The sequence below is a fragment of the Paraburkholderia sp. BR14320 genome, from assembly GCF_040948665.1.
Lineage (GTDB): Bacteria > Pseudomonadota > Gammaproteobacteria > Burkholderiales > Burkholderiaceae > Paraburkholderia > Paraburkholderia youngii.
This window is the reverse complement of sequence record NZ_JBFPKG010000029.1, coordinates 20,441-46,918: the sequence shown is the minus strand read 5'-3', so window position 1 is coordinate 46,918 and position 26,478 is coordinate 20,441. Positions and strand designations below refer to the sequence as shown.

Sequence of the window (26,478 nt, the reverse complement as noted above, 5' to 3'; positions counted from 1 at the left end):
CCGGACTCGCGCGGCCGGAGTAACCGGTAGGTGCGTCAGCCGCGAAGCCCGCGATTGTACACGGAGCCTGTCTAGACAAGCCTGGGCAGCGTCTCGGCGGTGGTATCGACGACCAGCAGTCCGGCGCGCAGGCCGGCCTTGACCGCCGGGTTCGGAAACACGATGCGCTCTTCGTCGCGCTGCACCGTGTATTGATAGTCACCGTCGCGCGCGAGCAGGGTGCCCTTGGCGAGCGGCGTGAAGTTCGGCACGTCGGGCGCGAGCAGCAGCTCGAATGCGTCGCTTTGCTTGGTCAGCTGATCGACGACGGTGAACACGCGCGGCAGCGTGGCTTGCGCGTCGCCGTGTGCGTTCATTCGCGTGCCGGCCAGCAGCGCGCGCACCGCGAGATCCGCGCCCTCGAAGCGCGTCAGGTCGTTGTGGCCGAACGGCCGCACCTTGCCAAGTTCGAGCGTGCACGCATCGGCGCCGCACGCTTGCGCGGTGAAGTGCGAATAGGTGTTGCCCTTCGTCGTGTGCAGCAGCACCGCGCTGATGCGCGCGTCGCCGAGCCATTCGAACATCGCCCGCGAAAAGGGCTTGCCGGTATGCGGCAACAGCGCGAAGCGCTCGAATACCGACGCGCGGATCGCCGTATGCATGTCGATATGCCAGCGCGCGCCGGGCGCGTCGGACGCGTCCGCGAAAAAGCGCGTTGCGGCCTGTTCGAGCGCGGCCGCGCGCGGCGCTTCATGACTGTGCGGCAGTTGCAGATGACGGCCGCTGAAGAGCCGGTTCAGATCGTCGTCGCGATAGCGGCCGCCGTCGCGCATCGCATCGATGTTGCCGAGAATCACGAGCAGCCGGCACGCGAGCGCCGCGCGGCCCTGTGCGATATCGGCGACGATGCGCGACAGCAGTTCGATCGGCGCGGTCTCGTCGCCATGCACGCCGGCCGAGACGAGCACGCTGCGCACGCCTGCATGCCGCTGTGCGGGCTCGATGACGAGCACGCCGTCGCCCTGCCACGTCCAGCGCACACCGTTCCCGCACGTGCCTTGCGCTCGATGCGCGGCAGGCCGCGAACCCGCGAGCGTCCACGCGAGAAAATCGTCGAGCATCGCGCTCGGGGCCGACATCGCGTAATCAGCGCTGGAAGTCATACAGCGAGCCCAGAGCGAGGATTTGCGTCAGCTCATCGAGCGCGGTGCGCGATTCGACCAGCAGTTGCGGATCGCTGAGATCGGCCGGTGCGAGACGATCGCGATAGTGCTTTTCGATCCACGCATCGAGACGGCCGAACAGCGTGTCGTCGATCCATACGCCCGGCGCAACCGCCGCGCGCTCGGTGTCGTCGAGTACGACGCGCAGACGCAGACAGGCCGGACCGCCCCCGTTCTTCATGCTCTCGCGCAGATCGAACACGAGCACTTCGTCGATCGGACCGCTGTGCGAAGTCAGCTCATCCAGATACGCGGCGACGCGCGGATTTTCGCGGCACTCCTGAGGCACGACCAGCACCTGCTTGCCATCGGGCCGAGTCAGCAGCTGGCTGTTGAACAGATACGACGTCACCGCATCGGCGACGCTGACCTGCGCGTCGGGCACTTCGATCACGTTGAAGCCCGCGTGAAGGTTCGCGAGCTTCGAGCGCAGCTCGTCGTACACCGCTTGCTGATCGACGAACGCGAGCTGATGGCAGAACAGTGTGTTGCGATTGCCGACCGCGATCACGTCGTTATGAAACACGCCCGCGTCGATCACTTCGGGGTTCTGCTGTGCATACACGGTCGCCGCTTCCTGCAAGCCATGACGATGCGCAACCGCGCGGCTCGCCTCGAACGTCTGGCGCGCCGGATAGCGCTTCGGCTCCGGCCCACGACGATACTCGCTGCGGCCGTACACGAAGAATTCGACGCCGCGCGCCTTGTACTGCTCGCAAAAGCGCGTGTGATTCGCCGCGCCTTCGTCGCCGAGCGCGGGCGTGCCGGGCAGCGCCTCGTGCACGACGAAGCGGTCGGTGTCGCTGAACATCGCCCGCAACGTGCGGCGCGTCGATTCATGCTCGATCGCGCGATGCAGCTTGCTGCACAGATTGGCCGGCGTGAAATGCACGCGGCCGTCGTGCGTATCCGCGGACGGGCTCACCGTCGCGGCGTTCGCGGTCCACATCGCCGAGGCCGAACTCGCCGCTGCGAGCAGCTCGGGCGCGTTCTTCGCGACGCGCGCGATCACCGAAGCGTCGTCGCCGGAAAAACCGAGCTCGCGCAACAGCCGCATCGACGGACGCTCTTGCGGCGGCAGCACGCCCTGATGAAAGCCGAGGTCCGCGAGCCGCTTCATCTTGCGCAGACCCTGGCGCGCCGCGGCCTTCGGATTCGCGACCGACTTCTCGTTGCTCTGCGACGCGACGTTGCCGAACGACAAGCCCGCGTAGTTGTGAGTCGGGCCGACCAGGCCGTCGAAATTGGCTTCAGTGGCTTGCAGCATCGTCGATCCTTAGAATTGAAGGCCCGGCGAGACGCTCGCGGGCATGTTCAGTTGCGCGCTTTCGACAGAGGCCATCGGGTACGCGCAGTAATCGGCCGCATAGTACGCGCTCGGCCGATGATTGCCCGAGCGGCCCGGCCCGCCGAACGGCGCGCCCGACGAAGCGCCATTGGTCGGCCGGTTCCAGTTGACGATGCCCGCGCGAATCGTGCGCTGGAAATGCGTCCACAGCGCTTCGTCGTCGGCGAGCAGGCCCGCAGACAGACCGAACTCCGTGTCGTTCGCCTGTTCGAGCGCATCGTCGAAGTTGCGGTAGCGGATGATCTGCGCGAGCGGGCCGAAGTGCTCCTCGTCGGGCAGGTCCTTCACGCCGGTCACGTCGAGAATCGCGGGCGTGACGAAGCCGAGTTGCGGATCGCGCTGCTCCATCTTCAACAGCGCCTTCGCGCCGCTCGCGAGCAGACGTTCCTGCGCGCTGATCAAACGCGAGGCCGCGCGCGCCGACACCACGGCGCCCATGAACGGCTGCGGCTCGGCGTTGTATTCGCCGACGCCGATGCGCGCGGTCACTTCCGTCAGGCGCGCGAGAAAACGCTCGCCGAACGCATCGTCGGGCACGAAGATGCGGCGCGCGCACGTGCAACGCTGCCCCGCCGACAGAAACGCCGATTGGATCGTGTGATGCACGGCGGCGTCGAGGTCCGCGACCGGGCCGATCACGAGCGGGTTGTTGCCGCCCATTTCGAGCGCGAGCACGATCTCCGGCCGGCCGCCGAACTGTTTGTGCAGCAATGTTCCTGTATCCGAACTACCGGTAAAGAACAGTCCGTCGATCTGACGGTGATTCGCGAGCGCGACGCCGGTGTCCTTCTCGCCCTGCACCAGATTCAGCACGCCGGCGGGCAGCCCCGCATCGCACCAGATCTGCGCGGTGAGCGCCGCGACGCCGGGCGCCAGTTCGGACGGCTTGAACACGACCGCGTTACCGGCGATCAGCGCGGGCACGATATGCCCGTTCGGCAGATGGCCCGGAAAGTTATACGGGCCGAACACCGCGACCACGCCATGCGGACGATGCCGCAGCACCGCGGTGCCATCGGCCATCGCCGAGCGCTTTTCGCCGGTGCGCTCGTTGTACGACTGGATCGAGATCTCGACCTTCGCGGCCATCGACGCCGCTTCGGTGCGCGCTTCCCACAACGGTTTGCCGGTCTCGCGGCCGATCGCTTCGGCGAGCGCTTCCTTGCGCTCGGTCACGAGCGCGGCGAAGCGGCGCACCACTGCGCAGCGCTCGTCGAGCGTCAGTGCCGACCATGCGGCGAATGCGCGGCGCGCGCTGCGTACCGCGCGATCGACGTCGTCCGCCGATGCGCTATTGCCTTGCCACACCACCGCGCCCGTGCCGGGATTGTGCGACGCGAACACGGGTCCTGTGCCGGCGACCCACTCACCGGCGATGAAAAGCTCGCTCATGATCATCCTTGTTTGTGTTTCACCGGCAGCACCCGCAGCGGATCGCCTGCCTTTACCCGAAGCGCGTCGGCTTCGGCCGCGCTGAGGCGGAACACGCCGTTGCGCGCCACGCCCGCCACGACCCCGACGCGAAAATCGCCGAGCGACGTATTCGATACCATCGACTTCAGTCCGTCCTGCGCGGCCGGCTCCGCTGCGTCGCCGATCTCGGCCGCGACCAGCACGCTCTCGCGCACGGTGCGCAAATCGGCGATATGGCATTCGAGCACCGGACCCGCATCGAAAATATCGACGTGGTTCTCGTAGCGCAGCCCTTCGGCTTCGAGCATGCGGCGCGCGGGGATCGTGTCGCTATGCGTGAGGCCGACGCAGCGCTGTGCTTCTTCCGGCAACAGCTCGACGTACACCGGATAGCGCGGCATCAGCTCGGCGAGAAACGCCTTGCGGCCGTGCGAGCTCAGATAGTCGGCGGCGTTGAAATCGATCTGGTAAAAGTGCGAGCCGACCGCGCGCCAGAACGGCGACGTGCCCTGCTCGTCGAAATGGCCGCGCAGCTCCGCGCACAGACGCTGCGGAAAGCGCTCGCGAAACTGCGCGAGAAACATGAAGCGCGAACGCGACAGCAAGCCGCCGACGCCGCTCGTGCGATAACGCGGGCTCAGGAACAGCGAGCACACTTCCGCATAACCGGTGAGGTCGTGCGAGATGTTCAGCGCGTGCATGCGGGTCCAGATGCCGAGATCCTGGCTCGCGTGCACGACCGTGCTCACGCGATAGTTGTAGAACGGCTGCTGCAGCCCCACCTCCGCTTCGATCCCGCAGACACCGGCCACGTCGCCGGTCGCGGTGTCTTCCATCACGAAGAAATAGCCGGCCTCGTGCGGCTCGGCCCGATCTTCCATCGTGCGGCGCGCGCGTTCGACACGCGCTGCGAGCGCATCGCGATCCGGCTTGAACGTCGTCAGGCCCGGCCCGGTTTCCTGCGCGAGCCGCATCAGCGCATCCACATCGCCTCGTTGCACTACGCGAACGACGATCATTGCGCGTCTCCCGATTGTTCATCCTGCGGCTGATGCAGCGGCACGCACCGCACCGTATCGCCTTCGCGCACCCCGAGCGCGGCGAGCGCCGCCTGCGACAACACGGCGCCCGACTCCTTGCCGGGCGCGAGCTCGCCGAGCACGCAACGGAACTCGCCGTCGGCGCCGTTGTGCGCGATCAGGTAGGTTGCACCGTGCGGCGCCGGTGCCTCGCGCACGACGCGCGTTTCGTTGTGCTTCACGCTGACGCTGCGATCCATCTGCGCGGTCAGCACCGGACCCGCGTCGAAGATATCGACGTAGCGATCGGTCTCGAAGCCTTCCTCGAGATGAATCTCGTACGCGAGCAGCGCATTCGCATCCGGCTCGCCGAGCACGCGCTGCGCCGCTTCGGGCAGCAGCGGCACATACACCGGATAGGTCGGCATCACTTCGGCGATGAAGGTGCGGCTGCGGCCGCCCGATTCGACTTCGATGTCGGCGAAATTGCGGCCGAAGAACTTGCGGCCCACCGCTTCCCAGAACGGCGACATGCCGTTTTCGTCGGTGACGCCGAGCAGCAGCGAGAACACCTCGGGCGTGAAGCGCTTGCGATTCGCGGCGATATACATCATCCGCGCGCGCGACATCAGTTGCGCGGCTGCGTCGCCGCGCAGCGACGGGTCGATGTAGTAGCCCGCGAGCCGGCTCTTGCCGGTCAGCTCGTGCGACATCGTCAGTGCGTGAATCTTGCGATTCACGTGCAACTCACGTGACGCATGAATCAGCGCGTCGTTGCGAAACACGTAGAACGGGTCCGCGTAACCGGCGGCCGCGACGATGCTCGCGGTTCCCATCAGCTTGCCGGTGTCCGAATCTTCGAGCACGAACAGATAGAACTCTTCGCCCGGAAAATCGACTTCCGCGCGAAATGAGTCTTCGGACAACGCGACGCGCGCTTCGAGCGCGCGCCGGTCGTGCGGCAGGGAATGCAGCACCGGTTGCGCGGTGCGCGCCATATGCTCGAGCGCATCGAGATCGGCAAGGCGGGCGGGACGTACGAAGTACATCATCGTTCCTGTTGAATGTGACGCATGAATCGCCGCATCGGCGTGCGCAGGCGTGGAGGATTGCACGGTCTGAACATCAACGCGACGCCGCCTGCGCATTCGCGCCGACGAGTTCGCCGAACGCCTTGTCGAGCCGCGCGAAGCCTTCGGCCATGTCGTCGAGCGGCATGATCAGCGACGGCACGAAGCGCAGCACGTCCGGGCCCGCCATCAGCATGATCACGCCGTGCTGGCCGGCCGCGGTGACGAAGTCCTTCGCGCGGCCCCGATACGCGTCGTTCAGTTCGGCGCCGATCAGCAGACCCTTGCCGCGCACTTCGCTGAAAAGCCCTAACCGCTGGTTCAACTTCGCGAGATGGCCTTTCAGCACTTCGCTGCGCGAGCGCACGCCTTCGAGCAGCTTCGGGTCGCTGACGAGCTCGACCACTTTTTCCGCGATCGCCGAGCCGAGCGGATTGCCGCCGTAGGTCGTGCCGTGCACGCCGACCTTGAAGTGCGCGGCGAGCTCTTTGGTGGTCAGCATCGCGCCGATCGGAAAGCCGTTGCCGAGCGCCTTCGCGGTGGTCAGGATGTCGGGCGTCACACCGGTGTCCTGGTACGCGTAGAAGTAGCCGCTGCGGCCCACGCCGGTTTGCACTTCGTCGAAAATCAGCACGGCGTTGTGCTGATCGCACGCTTCGCGCAGTGCTTTGAGGAACGCCGGATCGGCCGGGATCACGCCGCCCTCGCCCTGGATCGGCTCGACGATCACCGCGCAGGTCTGCGCGCCGATCGCCTTCTTCGCCGCCGCGATGTCGTTGTACGGCAGATGCTTGATGCCGGCGGGAACCGGGCCGAAGCCTTCCGAATACTTCGGCTGGCCGCCGACGCTGACGGTGAACAGCGTGCGGCCGTGGAACGACTGCGTAAACGAAATGATTTCGTCTTTCTGCGCGCCGTGACGGTCGAACGCGACGCGGCGCGCGAGCTTCAGCGCGGCCTCGTTCGCTTCGGCGCCCGAGTTCGCGAAGAACGCGCGATCGGCGAACGTGAGGCTTTCAAGGCGCTTCGCGAGACGCAGCACCGGCTCATTCGTGTAGCCATTGCCGATGTGCCACAGCTTGCTGCCCTGCTCATGCAGTACCTTCAGCAGCTCCGGATGCGCATGACCGAGCGCGGTGACGGCGATGCCGCCGGCGAAGTCGATATAGTCGCGGCCTTGCGTGTCCCACACGCGCGAGCCGAGACCGCGATCCGGTACGAAGGCGGCGGGGGCAAACACCGGCACCATGACTTCGTCGAAGGTCTGGCGTGTCACAGTCAGGTCGTTCATGGCTAATCCTTTTACGGGTGACAGGTAATACAGCTAGTGTAGGAAACCGTGCGCGGCGCGTCTTGCGCATACGCGACGCTTTCTATGAGGTTCCGCGCGTCGTCGCGCCACGGCGGGTACCGCGGGTACTGTTCGTGCAGGTGTTTCGTTCTTACTGTGTGAGCGGTTCGTGTCGGGTTCGTGTCGCTCGTGTCGGACTTCGGCGGTGCGGCCGCGCCGCCCGCGCCGGACATGCCCCTGCTCCGCTTTCAGACGGCTTCCAGCTTGCGCACGAGCTATGCCCGACTGCGCGCGCCGCTGTGCATCAATCGAGCTCGGGCCGCTCGATCAGCGCGGCCGGCCGGGGCTCGCTCGCGCCGCCGTGCGCACCGGTCTGCCGCTCGATCCAGTTGCGGCGATCCTCGCGCGGCGTGACGCCGAAGTGCTCCCGATACGCATTCGAAAAATGCGCCGCCGACGAAAACCCGCACGCGAGGCTGATCTGCACGACCGATTTGCTGGTGCGCTGCAACTGCGTGCGCGCCTTCGACAGCCGCAGCCCCAGATAGTATTTGGAGGGCATCGAGCCGAGATACTGGCGAAACAGGCGTTCGAGCTGCCGCCGCGAGACGCCGACGAGGCCGGCGATTTCATCGGTGGTCAGCGGGTCCTCGATATTGGCTTCCATCAGCAGCAGCGCGTCGTTCAGGCGCGGATGACGCTCGCCCGGCGCAGTCACGAACGGGATGCGCTGACGCTCCTCGCCGGCGCGCAGCACACCGACGCCGAGCGTATCGGCGATGCGCTCCGCGAGTTCGGGCCCGTGCTCGCGGCCGATCATCGCGAGCATGAAGTCGACGGTCGCCTGACCGCCCGCGCAGGTCGCGCGATCGCGGTCGATTTCGAAGATCTGCTGCGTGACAATCGAGCGTTCGAACTGTTCGGAGAACTGCTGATAGGTTTCCCAGTTCACGCTGACGCGATAGCCGGACAACTGCCCCGCCATCGCGAGCCACCACACGCCGTGGTGAATGCCGGTGACGAGCGGCGTGCGTTGGCCGACGCGCGCGAGGCTCGCGAGAAACAACCGATAGTCGGCGAACTGCTGGAACCGCTCGCTGACGACGATCAGCCAGTCGCACGCGATCGCGTCGCCGAACGCGGCGTCGGCCGGCCATTGCGCGCCGCCCGACAGCGGCACCGCGCGGCCGTCCCACGAACAGACCTGCACGCGATACAGCGCGCGGCCGTCGATTTCATTGGCGAGATTGAGCGCGTCGACGATCGGCCCGACGCCCGACATCGACACGGGCGGCAATGCGACGATCGCGACCTGGGTCGTGCGAGCCGGGCTGGACGTGCGGGCCATCGGGTGTCCGTGAAAAGCGGGCCGCGCGTTACTTCAGGCTGCCGGACAGGAACTGCTTCAGGCGCTCGCTGCGCGGCGCGCTCAGCACCTCGGCCGGATTGCCCTCTTCCTCGGTGCGGCCCTGGTGCAGGAACATCACATGGTTCGACACATTGCGCGCGAAGCCCATTTCGTGCGTGACGACGATCATCGTGCGACCTTCCTCGGCGAGCTTCTGCATCACCTTCAGCACTTCGCCGACGAGTTCCGGGTCGAGCGCGGAAGTCGGTTCGTCGAACAGCATCACGTCGGGATGCATCGCGAGCGCCCGCGCAATCGCGACGCGCTGCTGCTGGCCGCCCGACAGATGCGACGGATACTGCTTCTCGAGACGCGGCGCGAGACCGACCTTCTCCAGATATTCGCGCGCACGGTCCTCGGCTTCCTTGCGCTTCAGACCGAGTACATGAATCGGCGCCTCGATGATGTTCTCGAGCACGTTCATGTGCGACCACAGATTGAAGTGCTGGAACACCATCGCAAGCTTCGTGCGGATGCGCTGCAACTGTTTGTGATCGGCGACTTCGAGATTGCCGGCGCGATCGGTCTTCGTCTTCACCGCCTCGCCATCGACGATGATCTGCCCGGCGTTCGGCCGCTCGAGAAAATTGATGCAACGCAGGAAGGTGCTCTTGCCCGAGCCGCTCGCGCCGATGATGCTGATCACGTCGCCCTTGTTCGCGTTCAGCGACACGCCCTTGAGCACTTCGTTGTCGCCGTAGCGCTTGTGGATGTCCTGTACGGCGAGCTTGCAAGCTTCGGTTTGAGTGGTATGGAGCAAGATGCTCTCCCAGTGAAGATACGGATCGGTCTGATGCGGACGCCGCGGTGCTCAAGCGCGCGGCGTCCGCTGCAATGTCAACGCGCGCTCAATGCGTGCGCACCGCGAGATGCGCGAGCCAGCGGCGCTCGGCGCGCCGGAACAACGCAACCAGCGCAAACGACACCACGAGGTAAATTAACGCCGCGAGCCCGAACGCGTTGAACGACTGGTAGGTCGCAGAGTTCACATCGCGCGCGACCTTCAGGATGTCGGGCACCGTGGCCGTGAACGCGACCGTGGTCGCGTGCAGCATCAGGATCACTTCGTTACTGTACAACGGCAACGCGCGACGCAGCGCGGACGGTATCACAATGCGCCGGTACATCGTGAACCAGCTCATGCCATAGGCGCGCGCCGCCTCGACTTCGCCGTGCGAGGTCGAGCGGATCGCGCCGGCGAAAATCTCGGTCGTGTACGCGCAGGTGTTCAATGCGAACGCGAGGATCGCGCAGTGAAAGCCGCTGCGAAAGAACGCGTCGAGCAGGCTGTGCGAGCGCACGAACGCGAGGCTGTACACGCCGGTGTAGATCAACAGCAGCTGCACGTAGAGCGGCGTGCCGCGAAACACGTAGGTGTACAGACGTACCGGGGTCGACAGCCAGCGCTTCTTCGACACGCGCGCGACCGCGAGCGGCACCGCGCACACGAAGCCGATCGCGATCGACGCTACCAGCAGCCACAGCGTGACCGCAAGACCCGACAGACGCTGCCCATCCCAGAACAGATACGCCTTCCAGAATTGATTGATGATGTCGATCATGACGTTCAAAGCTCCGCGTGTCGCACGCCGATCGAATAGCGGCGGTTCAGCCAGATCAGCGCGACGTTCGAGACGGTGGTGATCGCCAGATAGATCAGCGCGGCGACGAGGATGAAGAAGAACATGTTGAAGGTGCTCTTGCCGGCGTCCTGCGCGGCTTTGACGACGTCGGCGAGACCGATGATCGACACCAGCGCGGTCGCCTTCACGAGCACCTGCCAGTTGTTGCCGATGCCGGGCAAGGCGAAGCGCATCATCTGCGGAAACAGGATGCGGGTGAACACGCGCACGCCGCTCATGCCGTACGCGCTGCCCGCTTCGAGCTGGCCGCGCGGCACCGCGAGAAAAGCGCCGCGGAAGGTTTCGGTGAAATACGCGCCGTAGATGAAGCCGAGCGTCAGCACGCCGGCCACGAACGGATCGATGTCGAACTGCGGCAGATCGAGCGCGTCGGTCAGATCGTTGACCGCCATCTGGATGCTGTAGAACAGCAGCAGCATCAGCACGAGGTCGGGCACCGAGCGGATCAGCGTCGTGTAGCCGGTCGCGATGGCCCTGAGGGGCCGGTTGAACGAGAGTTTCGCCGCCGCGCCCGCGAGGCCGAGCAACACGGCGGCCGCCAGCGACAGAACGGACAGCTCGATCGTCTGCAGCGTGCCGGCGAGCAGCACGGGACCAAAGCCGTATAGGAACACGCGTGTCTCCATCCAGGTTCGTTGAATTGGCGCGGATGGCGGCAGCTTCGTGGGCGGCTCGCTGCTCCGGCATGGCGCGGAGTCTCGCAAGCGGAAATCAATTTCTCAAATACCGGGCGACTGGATTGCTGCGACGCAGCATGACGCTGCCGGCGCGCGCTGAACGCTCGTAGCGCTTGGTATCACGAGGGTTATCGTTTTGTCAGGTGCGCCGCGCGCGCTTCGCCGCGCCGCGATTTCGCAAATTTCGGGTCGCTTTTTCGATAGGCCGCGGCGACGAACAACCGGCGCTCAATCGAGCGCGAGCCGCGCGCGAATCGCCGGCAGCATGTGCTCGACCGCCGCGCGCCCTTCCGCGATGGCCGGCTCCGCGCGATGAAAATCGAAGATGCCCATGCCGCCGAGACGCGGCTGAATCAGGATATCGGCCGGTTCGCCCGCAAGCCGGCTGCGCGTGATGCGCACCTGCATGATGTCGATGCTTTGCGCGATCGAGCTCAGCATCGACGGCACGTGCGCGCTCGGCTTCGGCGGCACGCGCACGTCGTCGGTGGCGCTCGCTTCGGCTGGCGCGAGCCAGCGCGGCCACGGCTTGCCGTTGCGGCGCAGCGCGACAGGCGGCGGCGCGGTGGGATCGAGCGCTGGCGTTTCGATGACCGGGCCGCCGAAGTCGCGGCCGTTCAGGATGTCGTTGTTCAGATCGATCGCGATCACGCAGTCCGCGCGCATGCCGCGCGCGACCGACACCGGCACCGGGTTGCACAGCCCGCCATCGACGAGCCACACGCCGTTGTGCCACACCGGCGTGAAGATGCCCGGAATCGCAATCGACGCGCGCACCGAGTCGACCGTGCTGCCGTCCTGCAGCCAGATTTCGCGGCCGGTGTCGAGCTCGGTCGCGACTGCCGCGAACGGCATGTTCAGTTGCGCGATCGAGCGGCCGGCGAATTTGTCGGCGAATAGCTGGATCACCTTGCGCCCGCCGAGCAGACCACCCGAGATGCGCAGATCGAGCAGCCGCACCACGGTCTGCCACGTGAGACGCGACACCCACTCCTCGAGCCAGTCGAGATCGCCGTTCGCATAGACCGCGCCGACCAGCGCGCCGATCGACGTGCCGCACACGACGTCGGGCTTGATGCCCGCGTCTTGCAGCGCCCGAATCGCGCCGATATGCGCCCAGCCGCGCGCGGCGCCGCCCCCCAACACCAGCCCGATCCGGCTGTATCGACGTCGACGTATCATGCCTACCCCGCTCTTTCGGCCGGCTTATCCGGCCGTCTTCTATTCGACATTCTTCCCACCTATCGCCCACGAATCACGTCCGAGCGTGACGTGGTGTACACCCTCTGGTTGCGGTCGAAGTGAACGTTAAAAATGCCTTCCTCGGTCACGCCGCGCTCGCGCCATTTCCAGCTCCACACGGTTTCCGGCTTCAGTGGAAACACCGCGACCTCTCCAGGCTTACCAAGCAATCGACGCACCTCGTCCTCGGTCATGCCGGAGCGGATCTTCGCGAAGTTGTCCGCGGTCAGCACTTGCGTGATCGCCTGCAGCTTGCCGTCGCGATCGATGTCGACCATGTAGGTGTTGAGACCTTGCGGACCGCGCGGATACTCGAAGCGCTTCGAGCCGTCGGTGAAGGTGCGGGTGGTTTCGGGCTTGCCCATCTGCGCGAGGATTTGCGCTTCGGTCGTGACACCCGGCGTCATGTTCTTGAGCAACAACGCGTCCGGTTTGACCGCGTTGAAAAAATCCTTGAGTTTTTGCACGGCTTGATCGCTCTGCTGTTGGTCGCAGCCGGTCAGCGCAACGCACGCTATCAGCAGCGTGATGCCCAGCGGTTTGAGGCTCACTTCGATTCCTGTCCGGATGCGCGGCATCTGCAATCGCTGCGCACGGCCGGTCTGTAGTGTGTACTACAAGGATAACCGCGCACGGAGAAAACCGCGAGCAACGCAGGCGCGACGAGTGCGGCTACGCACGTAACCTGTTGCGCGCAGCGCTAAAAGATCGGCTGGGGGTCGCTTGAAACGGGCACGCCAGAAGCAAAAAGGCGACGCTGTGTGCAGCGTCGCCATGTCGGTCGATACGATCAACCGGAAGTGACGGCGGCTCGACAGCCGCCCTGCGCGAAGTACCGCGGACGACGCGCAGCGGCCTGCTCCAGACGAAGCGATGAGCAACCTTGGCTACTCACCTTGCGCCATCGCCGAATGACAAACCGCTGCCTTTTACGGCCGCCCTGGTCCCTCGATAAGCCTTCCAGATGCGGATAATCTAAACGCATCGGAGGCTTTCGACGAGAGCGCGTTTACACCGAATCGGCAGAAGATTCGCGGCGCAAGATGGCCGGCCTCCGGAAGGCCGGCCCCCGGAAGGCCGGCCCCCGGATAGCCGGCCTCCGGACAGCCGGCCCCTTCAAATCACCCGGAAGCCGTGTGTGCCGTCGCGCGCGAGTTGCGCGACGAGCCCATGCTCCCACTCCAGATACGCGCTCATCGCTTCGCGCGCGTTCTCCGTGCCCTCATACGGCCGCTGATAACGATCGATGCGCGGCGACGCCATCCGCGCGCCGCCTGACTCCACCGGCAAGCCCGCGTCGATCCACGCGCGCGTGCCGCCGCGCAGCACCTGCACCGGCCGCTCGGTCGCCGCGGCGAGCTCCGGCGCGACGAAGCGCGCGAGCACGTCGCTGCCGCACGTCACCACATAGCGCTTCGCATCGGGCAGCGTGCGCAGCGCGTCGGCAAGCTGGCTGCGGATCACGAACCACGCGCCCGGAATGTGCCGCTTCAGATAATTCGTGCTGCTCGCGAAGTCGAGCACGACGGTTCCGGGCGACTGCAGCAGCGCGGCGAGCTCGGCCGGCTCAATGTCGTCGACGTCGGGCGGCGTGACCGCGTTACGCGAGAGCGGCGCCACGCCCTTCTCGGCGAAATCGCCCGCCGTCAGGCCATCGACCACGAACACCTCGACGTTCATCTGCGCGAGCCACGATGCGGTCATGTTCGCGCGCACGCCGTCGCTGTCCGCGAGGATCACGCGCGCGCCACGCACCGTCACGAACAGGTCGGTTTCCTGCACGAGCTGGCCGCCCGGCGCGCTGCGAAAGCCGGGCACGTGGCCCGCCTCGTATTCCTCGGGCGTGCGCACGTCGAAGCGATACACGGTGCGCACCGCCTCGTCGGCCCAGCGGCGCGCTTCGTCGCGCGAGGTGCGGCGCACGCGCGCGCGGTCGGCAAGCGCGCGCGCGCCGTCGGCCGCCGCGAGACGGGATACGTCGTCGACCGCGCCTTCGACGCGCCGCGTGCTGCCATGCGCGAGCGGCTGACCCGCGAGCGTCCAGCCCATCGTGCCGTTGCGCAGCGCGGCCACCGGGTTGGGCACGCCCGCATTGATCAGCGACTGCGCGCCGATGATGCTGCGCGTGCGTCCCGCGCAATTGACGATGATGCGCGTGGCCGGGTCCGGCGCGAGCTGCCGCGCGCGCAGCACCAGCTCCGCGCCCGGCACGCTGATGCTGCCGGGGATGTTCATGGTCTGAAACTCGTCGAAGCGGCGCGCGTCGAGCACCACGACATCGGCCTCGCGATCGAGCAGCGCCTGCACCTGCTGCGCGGACAGCGACGGCGTATGACGCACGCTTTCGACCAGTTCGCCGAACGCCTTGCTCGGCACGTTGACGTCCTTGAACAACTCGCCGCCCGCTTCGCGCCAGCCCTGCAGACCGCCTTCGAGCAATGCGACGTTGCTATAGCCGAGCTCGTCGAGGCGCTCGGCCGCGCGCCTCGCGAGCCCTTCGCCGGCATCGAACACGACGATCGGCACGGCGAGGCGCGGCAGTCGCAACGGCGCATCGAGTTCGAGCCGCGACAGCGGCAGATTGGCGGCGAACAACGGATGACTGCGAGCGTGCGGATCTTCCTCACGCACGTCGACGAGCGCGATCTCCTCGCGGTCGAGCAATGCGTGGCACACGTCCTGGAACGACCGGGTACGAAACTCTTTGACGACATTCATGGGATCGGGAACTCCTTCGCTACATTCCAGATTTCGGGCAACGCGTCGCGTCACCGTACCGAATACTTAAACCGTACACTCGAATTCCGATCGGCGCACGGTCACTCGTGGGATTGCTTATTCGACCGCGCTGCGAATGCGAAGCACCGCCGCGCGAACACGCTAGGCGAGCGCAATTTCCGCGCCACACGACGGCCGTCGTCGCGGTTCGTCGGTCCTCAGCGCCGGCGACCCTTCCGCCGTCAGGGGCATCGTCGCGCCGCCAGCAGAAAAGCCGCCGCTTTGCCACAATGCCCCATCGCGCGAAAGCGCCGCCCATCGCAATCAATAGACAATGATCCCCTTCTCGGTTCTCGATCTTTCGCCGGTCACCGCGGGTGCCACGCCCGCTGACGCATTCAGGAACACACTGTCACTCGCGCAGCACGCGGAAAAACTGAATTACAAGCGTTACTGGCTCGCCGAGCATCACAACATGACCGGCATCGCGAGCGCAGCGACCTCGGTCGTGATCGGCTACGTGGCCGGCGGCACGAAGACGATTCGCGTCGGCTCCGGCGGCATCATGCTGCCGAACCATGCGCCGCTCGTGATCGCCGAACAGTTCGGCACGCTCGCGTCGCTGTATCCGGGCCGGATCGATCTCGGCCTCGGCCGCGCGCCCGGCACCGATCAGACCACCGCCCGCGCGCTGCGCCGCGATCTGCAGGCGAGCGCCGAAACTTTCCCCGACGATGTCGTCGAATTGCTACGCTACTTCGCCGAACCGGTCGCGGGCCAGCGCATTCGCGCGGTGCCGGGCGCGGGCCTGAACGTGCCGCTGTGGCTGCTCGGCTCGTCGCTGTACAGCGCGCAACTGGCCGCGGCGCTCGGGCTGCCGTTCGCGTTCGCGTCGCACTTCGCGCCCGATTACATGATGAGCGCGCTACAGGTGTATCGCTCGCAGTTCCGGCCGTCCGCGACGCTCGCGAAACCGTATGCGATGGTCGGCGTCAATCTGTTCGCCGCCGACACGAACGACGAAGCCGCGCGCCTCTTTACGTCGCTGCAACAGCAGTTCATCAATTTGCGGCGCGGCACGCCGGGGCAATTGCAGCCACCGGTCGAGCGGCTCGAGGCATCGGAGATGGAGCTGAACAACGTCGCGCGTGCGCTCGCGTGCACGGTGCTCGGCGATCGCGACGCGATCCGCGAAGGTCTGCAATCGATCATCGAGCAGACCGGCGCGAACGAGTTGATGCTGACCGCGCAGATTTACGATCATGAAGCGCGGCTGCGCTCGTTCGAGATCGGCGCCGAGGTGCGCGACGAATTGATGGCGGTCGAATAAGCGCTTCGCGAACCGATCGTCCGACACGGCCACGCACGAAAAGAGGGCGGCTCATGGCGAGCCGCCCTCGTCTTTTGCACTGAGTTGGACCAGTCGCATGAGAAGCCGGCCCCGGCGCCGGCATGGCCCTAGAAGGCGCTCTTTATAACGCCCCCGTCGGCGCGCAATGCAGCTCCCGTGGTGGCCGACGAAAGCGGACTGGCGATATAGGCCACCAGCGACGCGACTTCCTGCGGCGAACCAAATCGCTTGATCAGCGAGGTGGGACGGACCTTCTCGAAGAACTCTTTTTCGAACGCTTCGAACGATTTGCCGTCGGCCTTGGCAAGGGTCTCCACGAATTCACCGACTCCCCGCGATTTCGTGGGCCCCGGCAACACGCTATTGACGGTAATGCCGGTGCCGGCGACGGCTTCGGCGAGTCCGCGCGCGACCGCCAGCTGCGCGGTTTTCGTCATTCCGTAGTGGATCATTTCAGCAGGGATCTGCACCGCGCTTTCGCTCGAAATGAAAATGATGCGCCCCCAGTCGGCCTGCCTCATCGCAGGCAGATACAGGCGAGCGAGGCGTACCCCGCTCAACACGTTGACATCGAAGAATCGCTGCCAGTCCGCGTCGGGGATCTCTTCAAACGGCTTGGGCTCGAAGATGCCCAGGTTGTTGACCAGAATTTCCACGCGCGGATAGCGTCGCGCGAGTTCTTCTGCTGAAGCGGCGGTTCCGAGATCGCCGGCAAATCCCAGCACGTCGCCGCCCGTCTGCGCTTTCAGCTGCGCGACCACGTCATCCACGGATGACTGCAGGCGGCCGTTCACGATTACACGAGCGCCCTCCTGCGCCAACGTGCTGGCGATGGCGAGACCGATGCCCGCTGTACTGCCGCTCACCAGTGCGAGTTTGCCTGTCAGGTTCAGGTCCATGGGTGATTTCCTTTCAATGGATGAATTAAAAATCGCAACGTTGGGTACAGCCTCGCTTTCGAACAGCAAAAAGACTAGATGATCTGACGCAGATGCCCGGGAGCGGGAAAGCGAGGCCATGTCAGCGATTTTCCGACTTCGTCTGGCTAAGTGATGGTCGCGCCCAAACTCGCATCATAGAGATTCCCCTTGAGATGCGCTCTGCACAGACCACGAGCAAATGGCATGACATGTGCGTACTGTGCTGCAAGCAGCCGGCCGCTTGAATGTTTCTACAACCCTCTTGTTCAAGGAGCGCCCATGAACACACTGACCATCGACGACATCGAGAACTGTGCAGAGCTCGATCATCAGGAGATGACCACCATTCAAGGTGGCCGGATGAAGCTACCCGGCCAGCACGTCGGGTCAATCCTCACGACCGCGGATGGCGACCCTGTCGGCGTCTATGTCGACGGCGTGCTGCAGAATTCAGTTACCGACGGCTTCTACCACGGCTGACAGCAAGGCGGCGCGCAGCCCTGCGCGCCCCGATGCCGCAGGTTTGGCCCGTGCGTGCTTGAGAAGCGCTCGTCACCTGTCGTCAAGACGGCTCACCAGGTAATCGATGAACGCACGTGCTCGAGACGGTAAAAATCGATTCGGCGGATACAGCAGCCAGACCGGGCCCATATAGGGACGCGCCTCGAACTCCCAGTCGCTCAGCACCCGGACGATGTCACCCGCGGAAATCGCCTGCGCCGCGACAAAATCGGGCAAGCTCGCAATGCCCAGACCATGCAGCGCGGCATCCAAGCGCGCACTCGTGTCGTTGGCGATGTAGCGCCCCTTCACTTCGACCGTCTGTGTCTCGGCGTCGCGGCGGAAATGCCATCGATTGTCGTCGACCGTCTCTCCCAGATACATGCATGCATGCCGCGCAAGGTCGCGCGGCTCGGCCGGCGTCCCCCGCTCCCGCAGATAAGCAGGCGACGCGCAGAGAACCCATTTGACCGCTCCGAGTCGCCGCGCAGCAAGACCCGGCGGAGGCGAACGCGTGAGCCGGATCACCAGATCGACATCGTCACGCAGCGGATCGACGTCGTGGTCGGCGAACACCAGATGGACATCCACGTCGGGCCACATGCGCAGAAATTCGGGAACCAGCGGATGGATGACGGAACGCGCAAATGAAATCGGCGCACTGATGCTGACCTTGCCTCGCGGATCACCCGCCCCTTGTCCCGCGACGTCGACAGCGCCCGACGCCGCGCCGACCATATCCCGGCAATACCGGTAAATCTGCGCGCCCGAATCCGTCAACCGAATGCTACGGGTCGAGCGCTCGAGCAGGCGCGTGCCCAGCGCATCCTCAAGGCGTTTGATTTGCCGACTGACAGTCGAGGGTGTACTGCCCAACTGCCGCGCGGCAATGGAGAAGTTGCCGGCGTCGACGACCCTCGCAAACATCGCCATGTCGGGTAGCAACGCAAAAAGCTCGTTCGGATTCATCGCGATCCTCGCACCTGGCCGGACATTTGTGCAATTCAGACATAAAAGATGTGCTGACGCCGTGGATTATAGTTTTCAGCGCAATACCCGACAATTTGACCGTCTGAATGAAAACAGAAGGTCCGTCATGTCGAAGCAACAGAGTGCTTTATGGGTATCCGACCTGATGCTGCTTGCGGTCGCGATGGTGTGGGGCACGAGTTATGGGGTCGTGAAAGGCGCGCTCGCGATCTATCCGGTGCTCGGTCTGCTGGCGTTGCGCTTCGGGCTGACGTTCGTCGTGTTGTCGCCGGCGTTGCGCTCGCTTCGACACGTCAAAGCGTCCGCCCTGCTGGGGGCGTTCGGTTCCAGCGCAATCCTGCTCAGCATCTTTTTGGCCGAGACATTCGGGATCGCGCACACACGCGCGTCGAACGCGGCGTTCCTTATCAGTCTGTGTGTCGCGCTGACGCCGCTGGTCGAATGGGTGTTGCTGCGACGAAAGCCGTCGAGTGGCGAATGGATCGCCGTGGGCTTGTCGCTGACGGGCGCCGCGTTCGTCAGCGGAGGCGCGATCATTCCGACCGCGGGCGATGCGCTGATTCTTCTTGCGGCATTGCTGCGCGCGCTGATGGTCTGCGTGACCAAGCGCGTCATGCGCGAATCGAAACTTGCGCCGCTGTCGGTAACGGCGGTCCAGGCAGGCGTCGTTGCACTGGGCAGTGTGCTGGTGGCGTTCGTGTTGCCATCACAACATTGGCAGGCGCTGCCGTCGCTCAGTGGGCACGGTGACTTCTGGGCGAGCATCGCTTACCTCGTGCTCGCCTGTACGTTGTTCGCATTTTTCGCACAGAACTTTGCCGTCAAGCGCAGCAACCCGACGCGCGTCGCTTTGCTGATGGGCAGCGAGCCCGCGTTCGGTGCGCTATTCGCCTACGTATGGCTCGGGGAGCACCTTTCGGCCTCGGCATGGTTTGGCGGAGGTCTGATGGTGCTTGCATCGGTGCTGGCGGCGGTGCCATCTAAAAGGGACGCCAACGCGAGGCTCGACATGCGTCCCGCCACTTCGGTCGACGCTTAGCCAATTTTCAGGCTAAGCGTTGTTCGAAGGTCCGGCTCGAGTGACAGATTTCGCACAGCACGCACCTGCCTCTTGCACGGACGGGCACTTGACCGTGCCATACGAACAGAAGACACAGCAGTCGCCCGACTTTGGAGAAAGCAAGCTTTTGCACCGCGGGCATTCATAGAAGTAGTCGCAGGCGTCGGTGGGCATCGTCACGACTGACACGCCCCCGCAGTGCGGACAGGTCAACGCGGATTCCAGGATCGGTGAGGTTTGCATGGATAGCGTCTGCATCCATATTTCTTGCACCTATCAATGTCAGCGCCGCCAAACGGTTGCGGGGCTCGCGCAAAGTCCGTGCGGCATCGAACTCCATCGTCCCGGCGCGATACGTGTCACAAATAACTATTGCGTTGGAATAAAGGCGCGCCGTCGGCGTTCGTAGATTAGGCGTCGCGTGCAAGCGCGCGGAGCCGTGGGACCGCGAAACGGAATCGTCGGCCGCGCATGGCGGTTGCTGGTTCGTTTTGCACAAGGTTTGTCTGTTCTTTTTGTAACCGTCGTCGGCGTCGCGGCACTTGCCGCCAGCGATCCGCGACTCGCCGGCTCAACGCGTGGCCGCGCGACAAGTCAGTCGCGTTGGCCGTGCAGGAGAGTTCTACATGAAAGTATCAAAACTGTTATCCGCCGTATCCGTGATCATCGCGCTAGGCGTCGCATCGTTGTCGTTGGCCGCGTGCCAATCCACGGGCGGCGACATGGGCTCGTCGGGCAGCAGCAGCAGCGGCGCCACCAACAGCGGCGGCTATTGATGCGCGCCCGCGCGCCCATCAGCGTCGCGTGAACTTCGAAGCGGAAGTGATACCGCGGCTCCCGTAGCCGCAGCGCTATGGGCGTGCGCTGACGTCCCTCGGTCTGGGCGGTCAGCCTGACCGGAACAGCCCGATCGGCTTACGCTGATCGGGCTGTTTCCTTTTTGGGAGGTTCGTCGGATACGCGACAAAATCCGTCCGAGCCCTCAGCGGTTCGTCGGCACCGCCGCCAACCCGTCCAGCAGCGCCTTATGAAACGCATCCGGGTCCTGCATCTGCGGCGCGTGACCAAGCGTCGCAAACTCCACGAGCGTCGCATGAGGAATCGCCTTCGCGGCCGCGCGACCCAGTTCCGGATAATGGCCGAGCTTTGCGCGCACCTCGGGCGGCGCCGCATCCTTACCGATCGCGGTGGTGTCCTTCTGACCAATCAACAGCAGCGTCGGCATGCTGAGCTGCCCTAGCTCATAAAAAATCGGCTGCGTGTAAATCATGTCGTACAGCAGCGCGGAATTCCACGCGACGATCTGCTTGCCCGGCCCGCGATACATGCCCGCGAGCATCTGCACCCATGGCTCATAGTCCGCGCGCCATTGCCCCGCGTAGTAGGTCGCCTGTTCGTAACGGCGGATACCGTCGGCGCTGGTCTTCAGTTCCCGCTGATACCACTGGTCGACCGAAAGCGACGGCACGCCCTTCGCCTTCCAGTCCTCGAGTCCGATCGGGTTCACCAGCACCAGTTGCTGCGTTTCGCGCGGATACATCAGCGCATAGCGAACCGCGAGCATGCCGCCCGTCGAATGGCCGGCCACCGTCACGTCGCTGATGCCGAGCGACTCGAGCAGCGCATGCGTATTGCGCGCGAGTTGCTGGAAGCTGTACTGGTAATGCTCGGGCTTGCTCGATTTGCAAAAGCCGATCTGATCCGGTGCGATCACGCGATAGCCGGCGTCGCTCAGCCGGCGAATCGTCGTATCCCATGTTGCAGAACAAAAATTCTTTCCATGCAGCAACACCACCGTGCGTCCGTTCGCATGCGCGGGCTTCACGTCCATGTAGGCCATCTGCAAAGGCACCCCCTGCGACGTGAATTCGAAGCGTTCGACCGGCGCCGGATAGCTGAAGCCCTGTAGCTCCGGACCATAGGCCGGGCCGGAATCGTCGAGTGAGGAAGCGGCGCTTGCGGCGCCCGGGCTCGCCTCGCTGACCGGCGTGGCGGCCACGGCGACAGACGCCGCGCACAGCACGACACAGGCGCAGACACTCGACAGGGCAAGCAGGAATGGGTGGCGAGGATTCATCGGGAGGGTCTGGAAAAAACGCAACAGGATGCACGAGGCGTGGAGCGCACGATTCTACGATGCACCGCCGAACTCTGACGCCAGTCGCGCAGCGCCGACACGGCACGCGGCAGCGGCGATGTGGCATGCATATTGCGCCCCCGTGCTTGAGCATCGTCGGACACGACCTCGTGGCCAATGTGCTGCGCCGCACCGAGAAATTCGCCATAACACGCGATCGTTACAGGATGGTCGGCCACGCGGCCCCCGCAATAAACATTTATTCATTCGAGTCCAATCGGTGCTAGAACTGACTGACGGACTCGCGATAAACAGGCACCAAAGAACGGCAGTGCGGTGCGACTGCCAGGCAGCCCAGATCATCAGCGGAGAGGACGCGGCCAGATCATTCCCGGGGGTACATCAATCAAGCAACCATCTTGCATGAGGTCGGCGTGAGTGATGAAGGGCTCGCGCCGATCGACAGGAGACAAATATGAATACTCCGGCACGGCTGAACGACTTACAGCGCACTACCCTGGCGATCGTCCTCGCCGGCGGACGCGGCACCCGGCTCGGGCCGCTGACGAACAAGCGTGTGAAGCCGGCGGTGCACTTCGGCGGCAAATACCGGATCATCGACTTTGCGCTTTCCAATTGCCTGAATTCCGGCATCCGCCGCATCGCGGTGGTCACGCAGTACAAGGCGCATTCGCTGCTGCGGCATCTGCAGCGCGGCTGGAGCTTCCTGCGCGGGGAGATGGGCGAATTCATCGATCTGTGGCCCGCGCAGCAGCGCGTCGAAGGCGCGCACTGGTATCGCGGCACCGCCGACGCGGTGTTCCAGAACCTCGACATCATCCGCTCGATCCGTCCGAAGTATGTGGTCGTGCTCGCGGGCGACCACATCTACAAGATGGACTACACGCGCATGATCGCCGATCACGCGGACAGCGGCGCCGACTGCACGGTCGGCTGCATCGAGGTGCCGCGCATGGACGCGGTCGCGTTCGGCGTGATGGCCGTCGACGAAAACCGCCGCGTGACAGGCTTCGTCGAAAAACCGGCCGACCCGCCCGCGATGCCCGGCCGTCCCGACACCGCGCTCGCGAGCATGGGCATCTACGTGTTCAACGCCGACTATCTGTACACGCAACTCGAAGAGAACATCGCCGCGATCGATACCGACCACGACTTCGGCAAGGACATCCTGCCGCGCGTGGTCACGCAGGGCGTGGCGATCGCGCATCCGTTCAGCATGTCGTGCGTGTCGTCGGACCCGAGCGTCGAGCCGTACTGGCGCGACGTCGGCACGATCGACGCGTATTGGGCCGCGAACCTCGACCTCGCTTCGACGATTCCGACGCTCGACCTGTACGACGAGTCATGGCCGATCTGGACCTACCAGGAGCAGTTGCCGCCCGCGAAGTTCGTACGCGACATGAAGGGGCTGCAGGGTTCGGGCAACAACCTGATCGTCTGCGGCGGCTGCGTGATCTCGGGCTCGCAGATTTCGCGCTCGGTGCTGTCGTCGAACGTGAAAGTGAGTTCGTTCTGTAATATCAATGAGGCAGTCTTGCTGCCGCAGGTCACGGTCGGCGCGAGTTGCCGCCTGCAGAAGGTGGTGATCGACCGTGGCTGCACGATCCCGGAAGGCACCGTGATCGGCGAAGACCCGGCGCGCGATGCCGAGCGCTTCTATCGCACCGACGATGGCGTCGTGCTGGTCACGCAGGAAGCGCTGCGCACTCATCCGAAGTAGCGCGCCCGCCGCATGCCCGCGCCGGCGGCCGCACGCCGCCGGCTACGCCTTTGCTCGCTTCATCCGGCTTCACCCGCAGCACCGCTCACCTTTTTACCAACCCGAGCAACCCTGCCAACCCGACAGAGACCCGGTCTATGACGATTCGCGCCCTGCACGTCGCAAGCGAGCTGTATCCCCTTCTCAAAACGGGCGGTCTCGCCGACGTCGCGGGCGCGCTGCCGTCCGCGCTGATCGAGCGCGGCGCCGACGTGCGCGTGCTGCTGCCCGGCTTTCCCGCGGTGCTCGCGGGACTGCATGATCTGCAACCGGTCGCGCAACTCGGCAGCCGCTTCGGCGCGCCGAACGTGACGCTCGAACGCGGCACGCTGCCCACCAACGGGCTCGCGGTCTACGTGATCCGCGCCGCGTCGCTGTATGACCGACCCGGCAACCCGTATCTGAACGACGAACACGTGCCGTATGGCGACAACGCGCAGCGTTTCGCGCTGCTCGGCTGGGTCGCCGCGCAGCTCGCGCAGCAGATGGACCCGACGTGGTCGCCGCAGATCGTCCATGCGCACGATTGGCATGCTGGGCTCGCGCCTGCCTACCTGAAGGCCGCCGAACGCGAGCACGGCCGCGTGCCCGCGCACAGCGTGTTCACGATCCACAACCTCGCCTACCAGGGGATCTTTCCCGCGCATCAGTTCGGCCTGCTCGGCCTGCCGCACGATTTCTTCAACATGCACGGCGTCGAATTCTATGGACAGCTGTCGTTCCTGAAGGCCGGCCTCTATTACGCCGACCGCATCACGACCGTCAGCCCGAACTATGCGCGCGAAATCCAGACGCTCGCGCACGGCGGCGGGCTCGATGCGCTGCTGCGCCATCGCGCGCACGATCTGAGCGGGATCCTGAACGGCGTCGACTACACGGTGTGGAATCCCGCCAGCGATACGCTGCTCGCGACGCGCTACAGCTCGTCGCGGCTGGCCGGCAAGCTCGCCTGCAAGGAAGCGCTGCAAAAGCGCTTCGGCCTCGCGCAACGAAGCGACGCGCTGCTGTTCGGCGTGGTGAGCCGGCTGACCGAACAGAAAGGCCTCGATCTGCTGCTCGGCGCGGTGCCCGAAATCGTCAAGCGCGGCGGCCAACTGGTCGTGTTCGGCACCGGCGATCCGGCGCTCGAGAATGGCCTGAGGATGGTCGCGCAGGCGCATCCGGAATCGGTCGCGGTCGAACTCGGTTTCGACGAAGCGCTCGCGCATACGATCATCGCCGGCAGCGACGTGGTCGCGGTGCCGTCGCGCTTCGAGCCGTGCGGGCTCACGCAGCTCTATGCGCTCGCCTACGGGTCGCTGCCCCTCGTGCACAGCGTCGGCGGTCTCGCCGATACGGTCGCCGACGCATCGCTCGAAAACCTCGCCGACGATGTCGCGACCGGCTTCGTGTTCGACCGCTTCGATCCGACCGGCCTCGCCGCAGCGATCCGCCGCGCGTTCGCGCTGTACGGGCGCCGCACCGAATGGAAGGCCGCGCAGCGGCGCGCAATGCGCCAGGACTTCGGCTGGGGCACGTCGGCCGACCGCTATCTGGCCTTGTATCGCGAGCTCGTCTGAAGCATCGGCCACGCGGGAAACTGTCAGCTTTCGTTAAGGTTCACGCGCGTTTGATGGTTCGGCGCAACAGCACGGGGACGGATCAACTCGCGGCTGTCAAACTCCTGTATCGTTTGCTGACTTGCCGGCTATGCAGTTCGTGCGTTTTTCCTGCACCATCTGTATCAGGCATGTCTGCCGCGCGGCGCCGGGGCCATCGGCCCGCCCGCGTGAGACTCCCTTCCCGCTTTGTTGATCGCGCATTACCGGTTGCGCGAGCCTTACCATGACGAAAAACGTTCTGAGCATTCAGTCCCATGTCGTGTTCGGTCACGCCGGCAACAGCGCGGCCGTGTTTCCGATGTGCCGGCTCGGCGTCAACGTGTGGCCGCTCAACACCGTCCAGTTGTCGAATCACACGCAATACGGACACTGGAGCGGCAGCGCGATCGACGCTTCGAAGATGGAAGATCTCGTCGACAGCATCGGCGCGATCGGCATGCTGCCGCGCTGCGACGCGGTGCTCTCCGGCTATCTCGGCACGACGGAACAGGCGCAGGCGGTGATCGACATCGTCAAGGCCGTGAAGGCGGCCAATCCCCGCGCCTGGTACTTTTGCGATCCGGTGATGGGTGCGATGGGCGGCTACAAGGTCGATCCCGGCATCCAGGAATTCCTCGTCAACGAAATGCCGCAGGTCGCCGACGGGATCGCGCCGAATCACATCGAATTGCAGCGCCTCGTCGGCCGCGAGATCGAGACGCTCGAGGAAGCCGTCACCGCGTGCCGCGAGGTGCTCGCGCGCGGGCCGAAGCTCGTGCTCGTCAAGCATCTGCTCGATCGCAACAGTCCCGCCGACCGCTTCAACATGCTCGTCGTCACAGAGCGTGAAGCGTGGATGGGACAGCGCCCGCTCTATCCGTTCGCGCGCCAGCCGGTCGGCGTCGGCGATCTGACGAGCGCGGTCTTCGTCGCGCGCACGCTGCTCGGCGATTCGATCCGCTCGGCCTTCGAGCACACGCTCGCCGCCGTCAACGCGGTAGTCAAGGCGACCTGGCAGGCCGGACGCTACGAACTCGAACTGGTGGCGATGCAAAATGAAATCGCCCAGCCGCGCGAGTGGTTCGATGCGTGGGTTGCGGAGACGGCTTAAGGTCGAGCTCGGGTCACTGAGGCGAGTCCCCCGTTGCGGGCGCTCGCCGCCAACGTCACGCGAGCGGCCGTCCTATA

24 protein-coding genes are annotated in these 26,478 nt (G+C 65.0%); 7 read left to right on the top strand and 17 right to left on the bottom strand.

Annotated elements, in window-relative coordinates; translation table 11 throughout:
- Positions 1 to 71: 71 nt before the first annotated feature.
- The 13 genes from astE to AB3X89_RS24415 form a co-directional block, all read right to left on the bottom strand.
- On the bottom strand, positions 72 to 1,142 hold the full coding sequence (gene astE, locus AB3X89_RS24475; protein WP_368585570.1) for a succinylglutamate desuccinylase: 1,071 nt from the start codon (positions 1,140 to 1,142) through the stop codon (positions 72 to 74).
- Positions 1,126 to 2,466, bottom strand: a complete 1,341-nt coding sequence (gene astB / locus AB3X89_RS24470; RefSeq protein WP_368585613.1) for an N-succinylarginine dihydrolase — start codon at positions 2,464 to 2,466, stop codon at positions 1,126 to 1,128. Before astB ends, astE begins: the two co-directional genes overlap by 17 nt.
- A 12-nt stretch (positions 2,467 to 2,478) precedes the next feature.
- The gene (gene astD, locus AB3X89_RS24465; protein ID WP_368585569.1) at positions 2,479 to 3,942 is read right to left on the bottom strand and encodes a succinylglutamate-semialdehyde dehydrogenase; all 1,464 of its coding nucleotides are present in this window, start codon (positions 3,940 to 3,942) and stop codon (positions 2,479 to 2,481) included.
- A gap of 2 nt (positions 3,943 to 3,944) precedes the next feature.
- Positions 3,945 to 4,982, bottom strand: a complete 1,038-nt coding sequence (astA, locus tag AB3X89_RS24460) for an arginine N-succinyltransferase (protein ID WP_176108957.1) — start codon at positions 4,980 to 4,982, stop codon at positions 3,945 to 3,947.
- The gene (aruF, locus tag AB3X89_RS24455) at positions 4,979 to 6,031 is read right to left on the bottom strand and encodes an arginine/ornithine succinyltransferase subunit alpha (protein WP_368585612.1); all 1,053 of its coding nucleotides are present in this window, start codon (positions 6,029 to 6,031) and stop codon (positions 4,979 to 4,981) included. Before aruF ends, astA begins: the two co-directional genes overlap by 4 nt.
- Before the next feature lie 76 nt (positions 6,032 to 6,107).
- Positions 6,108 to 7,343: an aspartate aminotransferase family protein gene (locus AB3X89_RS24450; RefSeq protein ID WP_368585568.1), complete on the bottom strand. Its 1,236-nt coding sequence runs from the start codon at positions 7,341 to 7,343 to the stop codon at positions 6,108 to 6,110.
- A gap of 304 nt (positions 7,344 to 7,647) precedes the next feature.
- Positions 7,648 to 8,691 carry a GlxA family transcriptional regulator gene (locus AB3X89_RS24445; RefSeq protein ID WP_368585567.1) on the bottom strand — a complete coding sequence of 348 codons (1,044 nt, stop codon included), beginning with the start codon at positions 8,689 to 8,691 and terminating at the stop codon, positions 7,648 to 7,650.
- Between the two features lie 28 nt (positions 8,692 to 8,719).
- The gene (locus AB3X89_RS24440) at positions 8,720 to 9,511 is read right to left on the bottom strand and encodes an ABC transporter ATP-binding protein (protein ID WP_176120081.1); all 792 of its coding nucleotides are present in this window, start codon (positions 9,509 to 9,511) and stop codon (positions 8,720 to 8,722) included.
- A gap of 88 nt (positions 9,512 to 9,599) precedes the next feature.
- Positions 9,600 to 10,313: an ABC transporter permease gene (locus tag AB3X89_RS24435; protein WP_368585566.1), complete on the bottom strand. Its 714-nt coding sequence runs from the start codon at positions 10,311 to 10,313 to the stop codon at positions 9,600 to 9,602.
- 5 nt (positions 10,314 to 10,318) lie between these two features.
- Positions 10,319 to 11,008: an ABC transporter permease gene (locus AB3X89_RS24430; protein ID WP_176110610.1), complete on the bottom strand. Its 690-nt coding sequence runs from the start codon at positions 11,006 to 11,008 to the stop codon at positions 10,319 to 10,321.
- Between the two features lie 291 nt (positions 11,009 to 11,299).
- Positions 11,300 to 12,253: a patatin-like phospholipase family protein gene (locus AB3X89_RS24425; RefSeq protein WP_368585565.1), complete on the bottom strand. Its 954-nt coding sequence runs from the start codon at positions 12,251 to 12,253 to the stop codon at positions 11,300 to 11,302.
- 59 nt (positions 12,254 to 12,312) lie between these two features.
- The gene (bamE, locus tag AB3X89_RS24420; protein WP_368585564.1) at positions 12,313 to 12,864 is read right to left on the bottom strand and encodes an outer membrane protein assembly factor BamE; all 552 of its coding nucleotides are present in this window, start codon (positions 12,862 to 12,864) and stop codon (positions 12,313 to 12,315) included.
- Positions 12,865 to 13,429: 565 nt separating this feature from the next.
- Positions 13,430 to 15,031, bottom strand: coding sequence for a rhodanese-related sulfurtransferase (locus AB3X89_RS24415; RefSeq protein ID WP_368585563.1), 1,602 nt, complete (start codon positions 15,029 to 15,031; stop codon positions 13,430 to 13,432).
- Positions 15,032 to 15,365: 334 nt separating this feature from the next.
- Here AB3X89_RS24415 and AB3X89_RS24410 point away from each other — a divergent pair, with 334 nt between their 5' ends.
- On the top strand, positions 15,366 to 16,361 hold the full coding sequence (locus AB3X89_RS24410; RefSeq protein ID WP_368585562.1) for an LLM class flavin-dependent oxidoreductase: 996 nt from the start codon (positions 15,366 to 15,368) through the stop codon (positions 16,359 to 16,361).
- A 128-nt stretch (positions 16,362 to 16,489) separates the two neighbouring features.
- On the opposite strand, the gene AB3X89_RS24405 is transcribed toward AB3X89_RS24410, so the two are convergent.
- Positions 16,490 to 17,281 carry an SDR family NAD(P)-dependent oxidoreductase gene (locus AB3X89_RS24405; protein WP_368585561.1) on the bottom strand — a complete coding sequence of 264 codons (792 nt, stop codon included), beginning with the start codon at positions 17,279 to 17,281 and terminating at the stop codon, positions 16,490 to 16,492.
- A 300-nt stretch (positions 17,282 to 17,581) separates the two neighbouring features.
- Here AB3X89_RS24405 and AB3X89_RS24400 point away from each other — a divergent pair, with 300 nt between their 5' ends.
- Positions 17,582 to 17,782 carry a hypothetical protein gene (locus AB3X89_RS24400; protein WP_368585560.1) on the top strand — a complete coding sequence of 67 codons (201 nt, stop codon included), beginning with the start codon at positions 17,582 to 17,584 and terminating at the stop codon, positions 17,780 to 17,782.
- Positions 17,783 to 17,854: 72 nt separating this feature from the next.
- Here the strand turns inward: AB3X89_RS24400 and AB3X89_RS24395 are convergent, their stop codons facing one another.
- Complete coding sequence (locus tag AB3X89_RS24395) at positions 17,855 to 18,772, bottom strand: LysR family transcriptional regulator (protein WP_368585559.1); 918 nt, start codon at positions 18,770 to 18,772, stop codon at positions 17,855 to 17,857.
- Between the two features lie 127 nt (positions 18,773 to 18,899).
- On the opposite strand from AB3X89_RS24395, the gene AB3X89_RS24390 reads away from it, so the two are divergent.
- Complete coding sequence (locus tag AB3X89_RS24390; protein ID WP_368585558.1) at positions 18,900 to 19,832, top strand: DMT family transporter; 933 nt, start codon at positions 18,900 to 18,902, stop codon at positions 19,830 to 19,832.
- Positions 19,833 to 19,844: 12 nt separating this feature from the next.
- On the opposite strand, the gene AB3X89_RS24385 is transcribed toward AB3X89_RS24390, so the two are convergent.
- A complete protein-coding gene (locus tag AB3X89_RS24385) occupies positions 19,845 to 20,096 on the bottom strand; it encodes a GDCCVxC domain-containing (seleno)protein (protein WP_368585611.1) in 252 nt (83 codons plus the stop codon).
- Positions 20,097 to 20,479: 383 nt separating this feature from the next.
- Here AB3X89_RS24385 and AB3X89_RS24380 point away from each other — a divergent pair, with 383 nt between their 5' ends.
- Positions 20,480 to 20,629 carry a hypothetical protein gene (locus AB3X89_RS24380; protein ID WP_368585557.1) on the top strand — a complete coding sequence of 50 codons (150 nt, stop codon included), beginning with the start codon at positions 20,480 to 20,482 and terminating at the stop codon, positions 20,627 to 20,629.
- A 206-nt stretch (positions 20,630 to 20,835) separates the two neighbouring features.
- Here AB3X89_RS24380 and AB3X89_RS24375 read toward each other — a convergent pair whose 3' ends face one another.
- Complete coding sequence (locus AB3X89_RS24375; protein WP_368585556.1) at positions 20,836 to 21,930, bottom strand: alpha/beta fold hydrolase; 1,095 nt, start codon at positions 21,928 to 21,930, stop codon at positions 20,836 to 20,838.
- A 475-nt stretch (positions 21,931 to 22,405) separates the two neighbouring features.
- Here AB3X89_RS24375 and glgC point away from each other — a divergent pair, with 475 nt between their 5' ends.
- The 3 genes from glgC (at position 22,406) to pdxY (ending at position 26,401) form a co-directional block, all read left to right on the top strand.
- Entirely contained in the window at positions 22,406 to 23,671 is a 1,266-nt protein-coding gene (glgC, locus tag AB3X89_RS24370) for a glucose-1-phosphate adenylyltransferase (protein WP_368585555.1), read from the top strand.
- A 137-nt stretch (positions 23,672 to 23,808) separates the two neighbouring features.
- On the top strand, positions 23,809 to 25,269 hold the full coding sequence (glgA, locus tag AB3X89_RS24365) for a glycogen synthase GlgA (RefSeq protein ID WP_368585554.1): 1,461 nt from the start codon (positions 23,809 to 23,811) through the stop codon (positions 25,267 to 25,269).
- A 265-nt stretch (positions 25,270 to 25,534) separates the two neighbouring features.
- Positions 25,535 to 26,401: a pyridoxal kinase PdxY gene (pdxY, locus tag AB3X89_RS24360; protein ID WP_176108975.1), complete on the top strand. Its 867-nt coding sequence runs from the start codon at positions 25,535 to 25,537 to the stop codon at positions 26,399 to 26,401.
- Positions 26,402 to 26,478 lie beyond the last annotated feature (77 nt).

Bases quoted from the DNA above. Each gene is read 5' to 3' on its own strand.
- AB3X89_RS24395 (WP_368585559.1), bottom strand. From the start codon at position 18,772: ATGAATCCGAACGAGCTTTTTGCGTTGCTACCCGACATGGCGATGTTT.
- astA (WP_176108957.1), bottom strand. From the start codon at position 4,982: ATGATCGTCGTTCGCGTAGTGCAACGAGGCGATGTGGATGCGCTGATG.
- AB3X89_RS24450 (WP_368585568.1), bottom strand. From the start codon at position 7,343: ATGAACGACCTGACTGTGACACGCCAGACCTTCGACGAAGTCATGGTG.
- AB3X89_RS24425 (WP_368585565.1), bottom strand. From the start codon at position 12,253: ATGATACGTCGACGTCGATACAGCCGGATCGGGCTGGTGTTGGGGGGC.
- AB3X89_RS24445 (WP_368585567.1), bottom strand. From the start codon at position 8,691: ATGGCCCGCACGTCCAGCCCGGCTCGCACGACCCAGGTCGCGATCGTC.
- AB3X89_RS24400 (WP_368585560.1), top strand. From the start codon at position 17,582: ATGAACACACTGACCATCGACGACATCGAGAACTGTGCAGAGCTCGAT.
- AB3X89_RS24410 (WP_368585562.1), top strand. From the start codon at position 15,366: ATGATCCCCTTCTCGGTTCTCGATCTTTCGCCGGTCACCGCGGGTGCC.
- AB3X89_RS24390 (WP_368585558.1), top strand. From the start codon at position 18,900: ATGTCGAAGCAACAGAGTGCTTTATGGGTATCCGACCTGATGCTGCTT.
- AB3X89_RS24380 (WP_368585557.1), top strand. From the start codon at position 20,480: ATGAAAGTATCAAAACTGTTATCCGCCGTATCCGTGATCATCGCGCTA.
- pdxY (WP_176108975.1), top strand. From the start codon at position 25,535: ATGACGAAAAACGTTCTGAGCATTCAGTCCCATGTCGTGTTCGGTCAC.
- AB3X89_RS24415 (WP_368585563.1), bottom strand. From the start codon at position 15,031: ATGAATGTCGTCAAAGAGTTTCGTACCCGGTCGTTCCAGGACGTGTGC.
- AB3X89_RS24385 (WP_368585611.1), bottom strand. From the start codon at position 20,096: ATGCAAACCTCACCGATCCTGGAATCCGCGTTGACCTGTCCGCACTGC.
- glgC (WP_368585555.1), top strand. From the start codon at position 22,406: ATGAATACTCCGGCACGGCTGAACGACTTACAGCGCACTACCCTGGCG.
- AB3X89_RS24375 (WP_368585556.1), bottom strand. From the start codon at position 21,930: ATGAATCCTCGCCACCCATTCCTGCTTGCCCTGTCGAGTGTCTGCGCC.
- aruF (WP_368585612.1), bottom strand. From the start codon at position 6,031: ATGTACTTCGTACGTCCCGCCCGCCTTGCCGATCTCGATGCGCTCGAG.
- astD (WP_368585569.1), bottom strand. From the start codon at position 3,942: ATGAGCGAGCTTTTCATCGCCGGTGAGTGGGTCGCCGGCACAGGACCC.
- astE (WP_368585570.1), bottom strand. From the start codon at position 1,142: ATGACTTCCAGCGCTGATTACGCGATGTCGGCCCCGAGCGCGATGCTC.
- AB3X89_RS24405 (WP_368585561.1), bottom strand. From the start codon at position 17,281: ATGGACCTGAACCTGACAGGCAAACTCGCACTGGTGAGCGGCAGTACA.
- glgA (WP_368585554.1), top strand. From the start codon at position 23,809: ATGACGATTCGCGCCCTGCACGTCGCAAGCGAGCTGTATCCCCTTCTC.
- AB3X89_RS24435 (WP_368585566.1), bottom strand. From the start codon at position 10,313: ATGATCGACATCATCAATCAATTCTGGAAGGCGTATCTGTTCTGGGAT.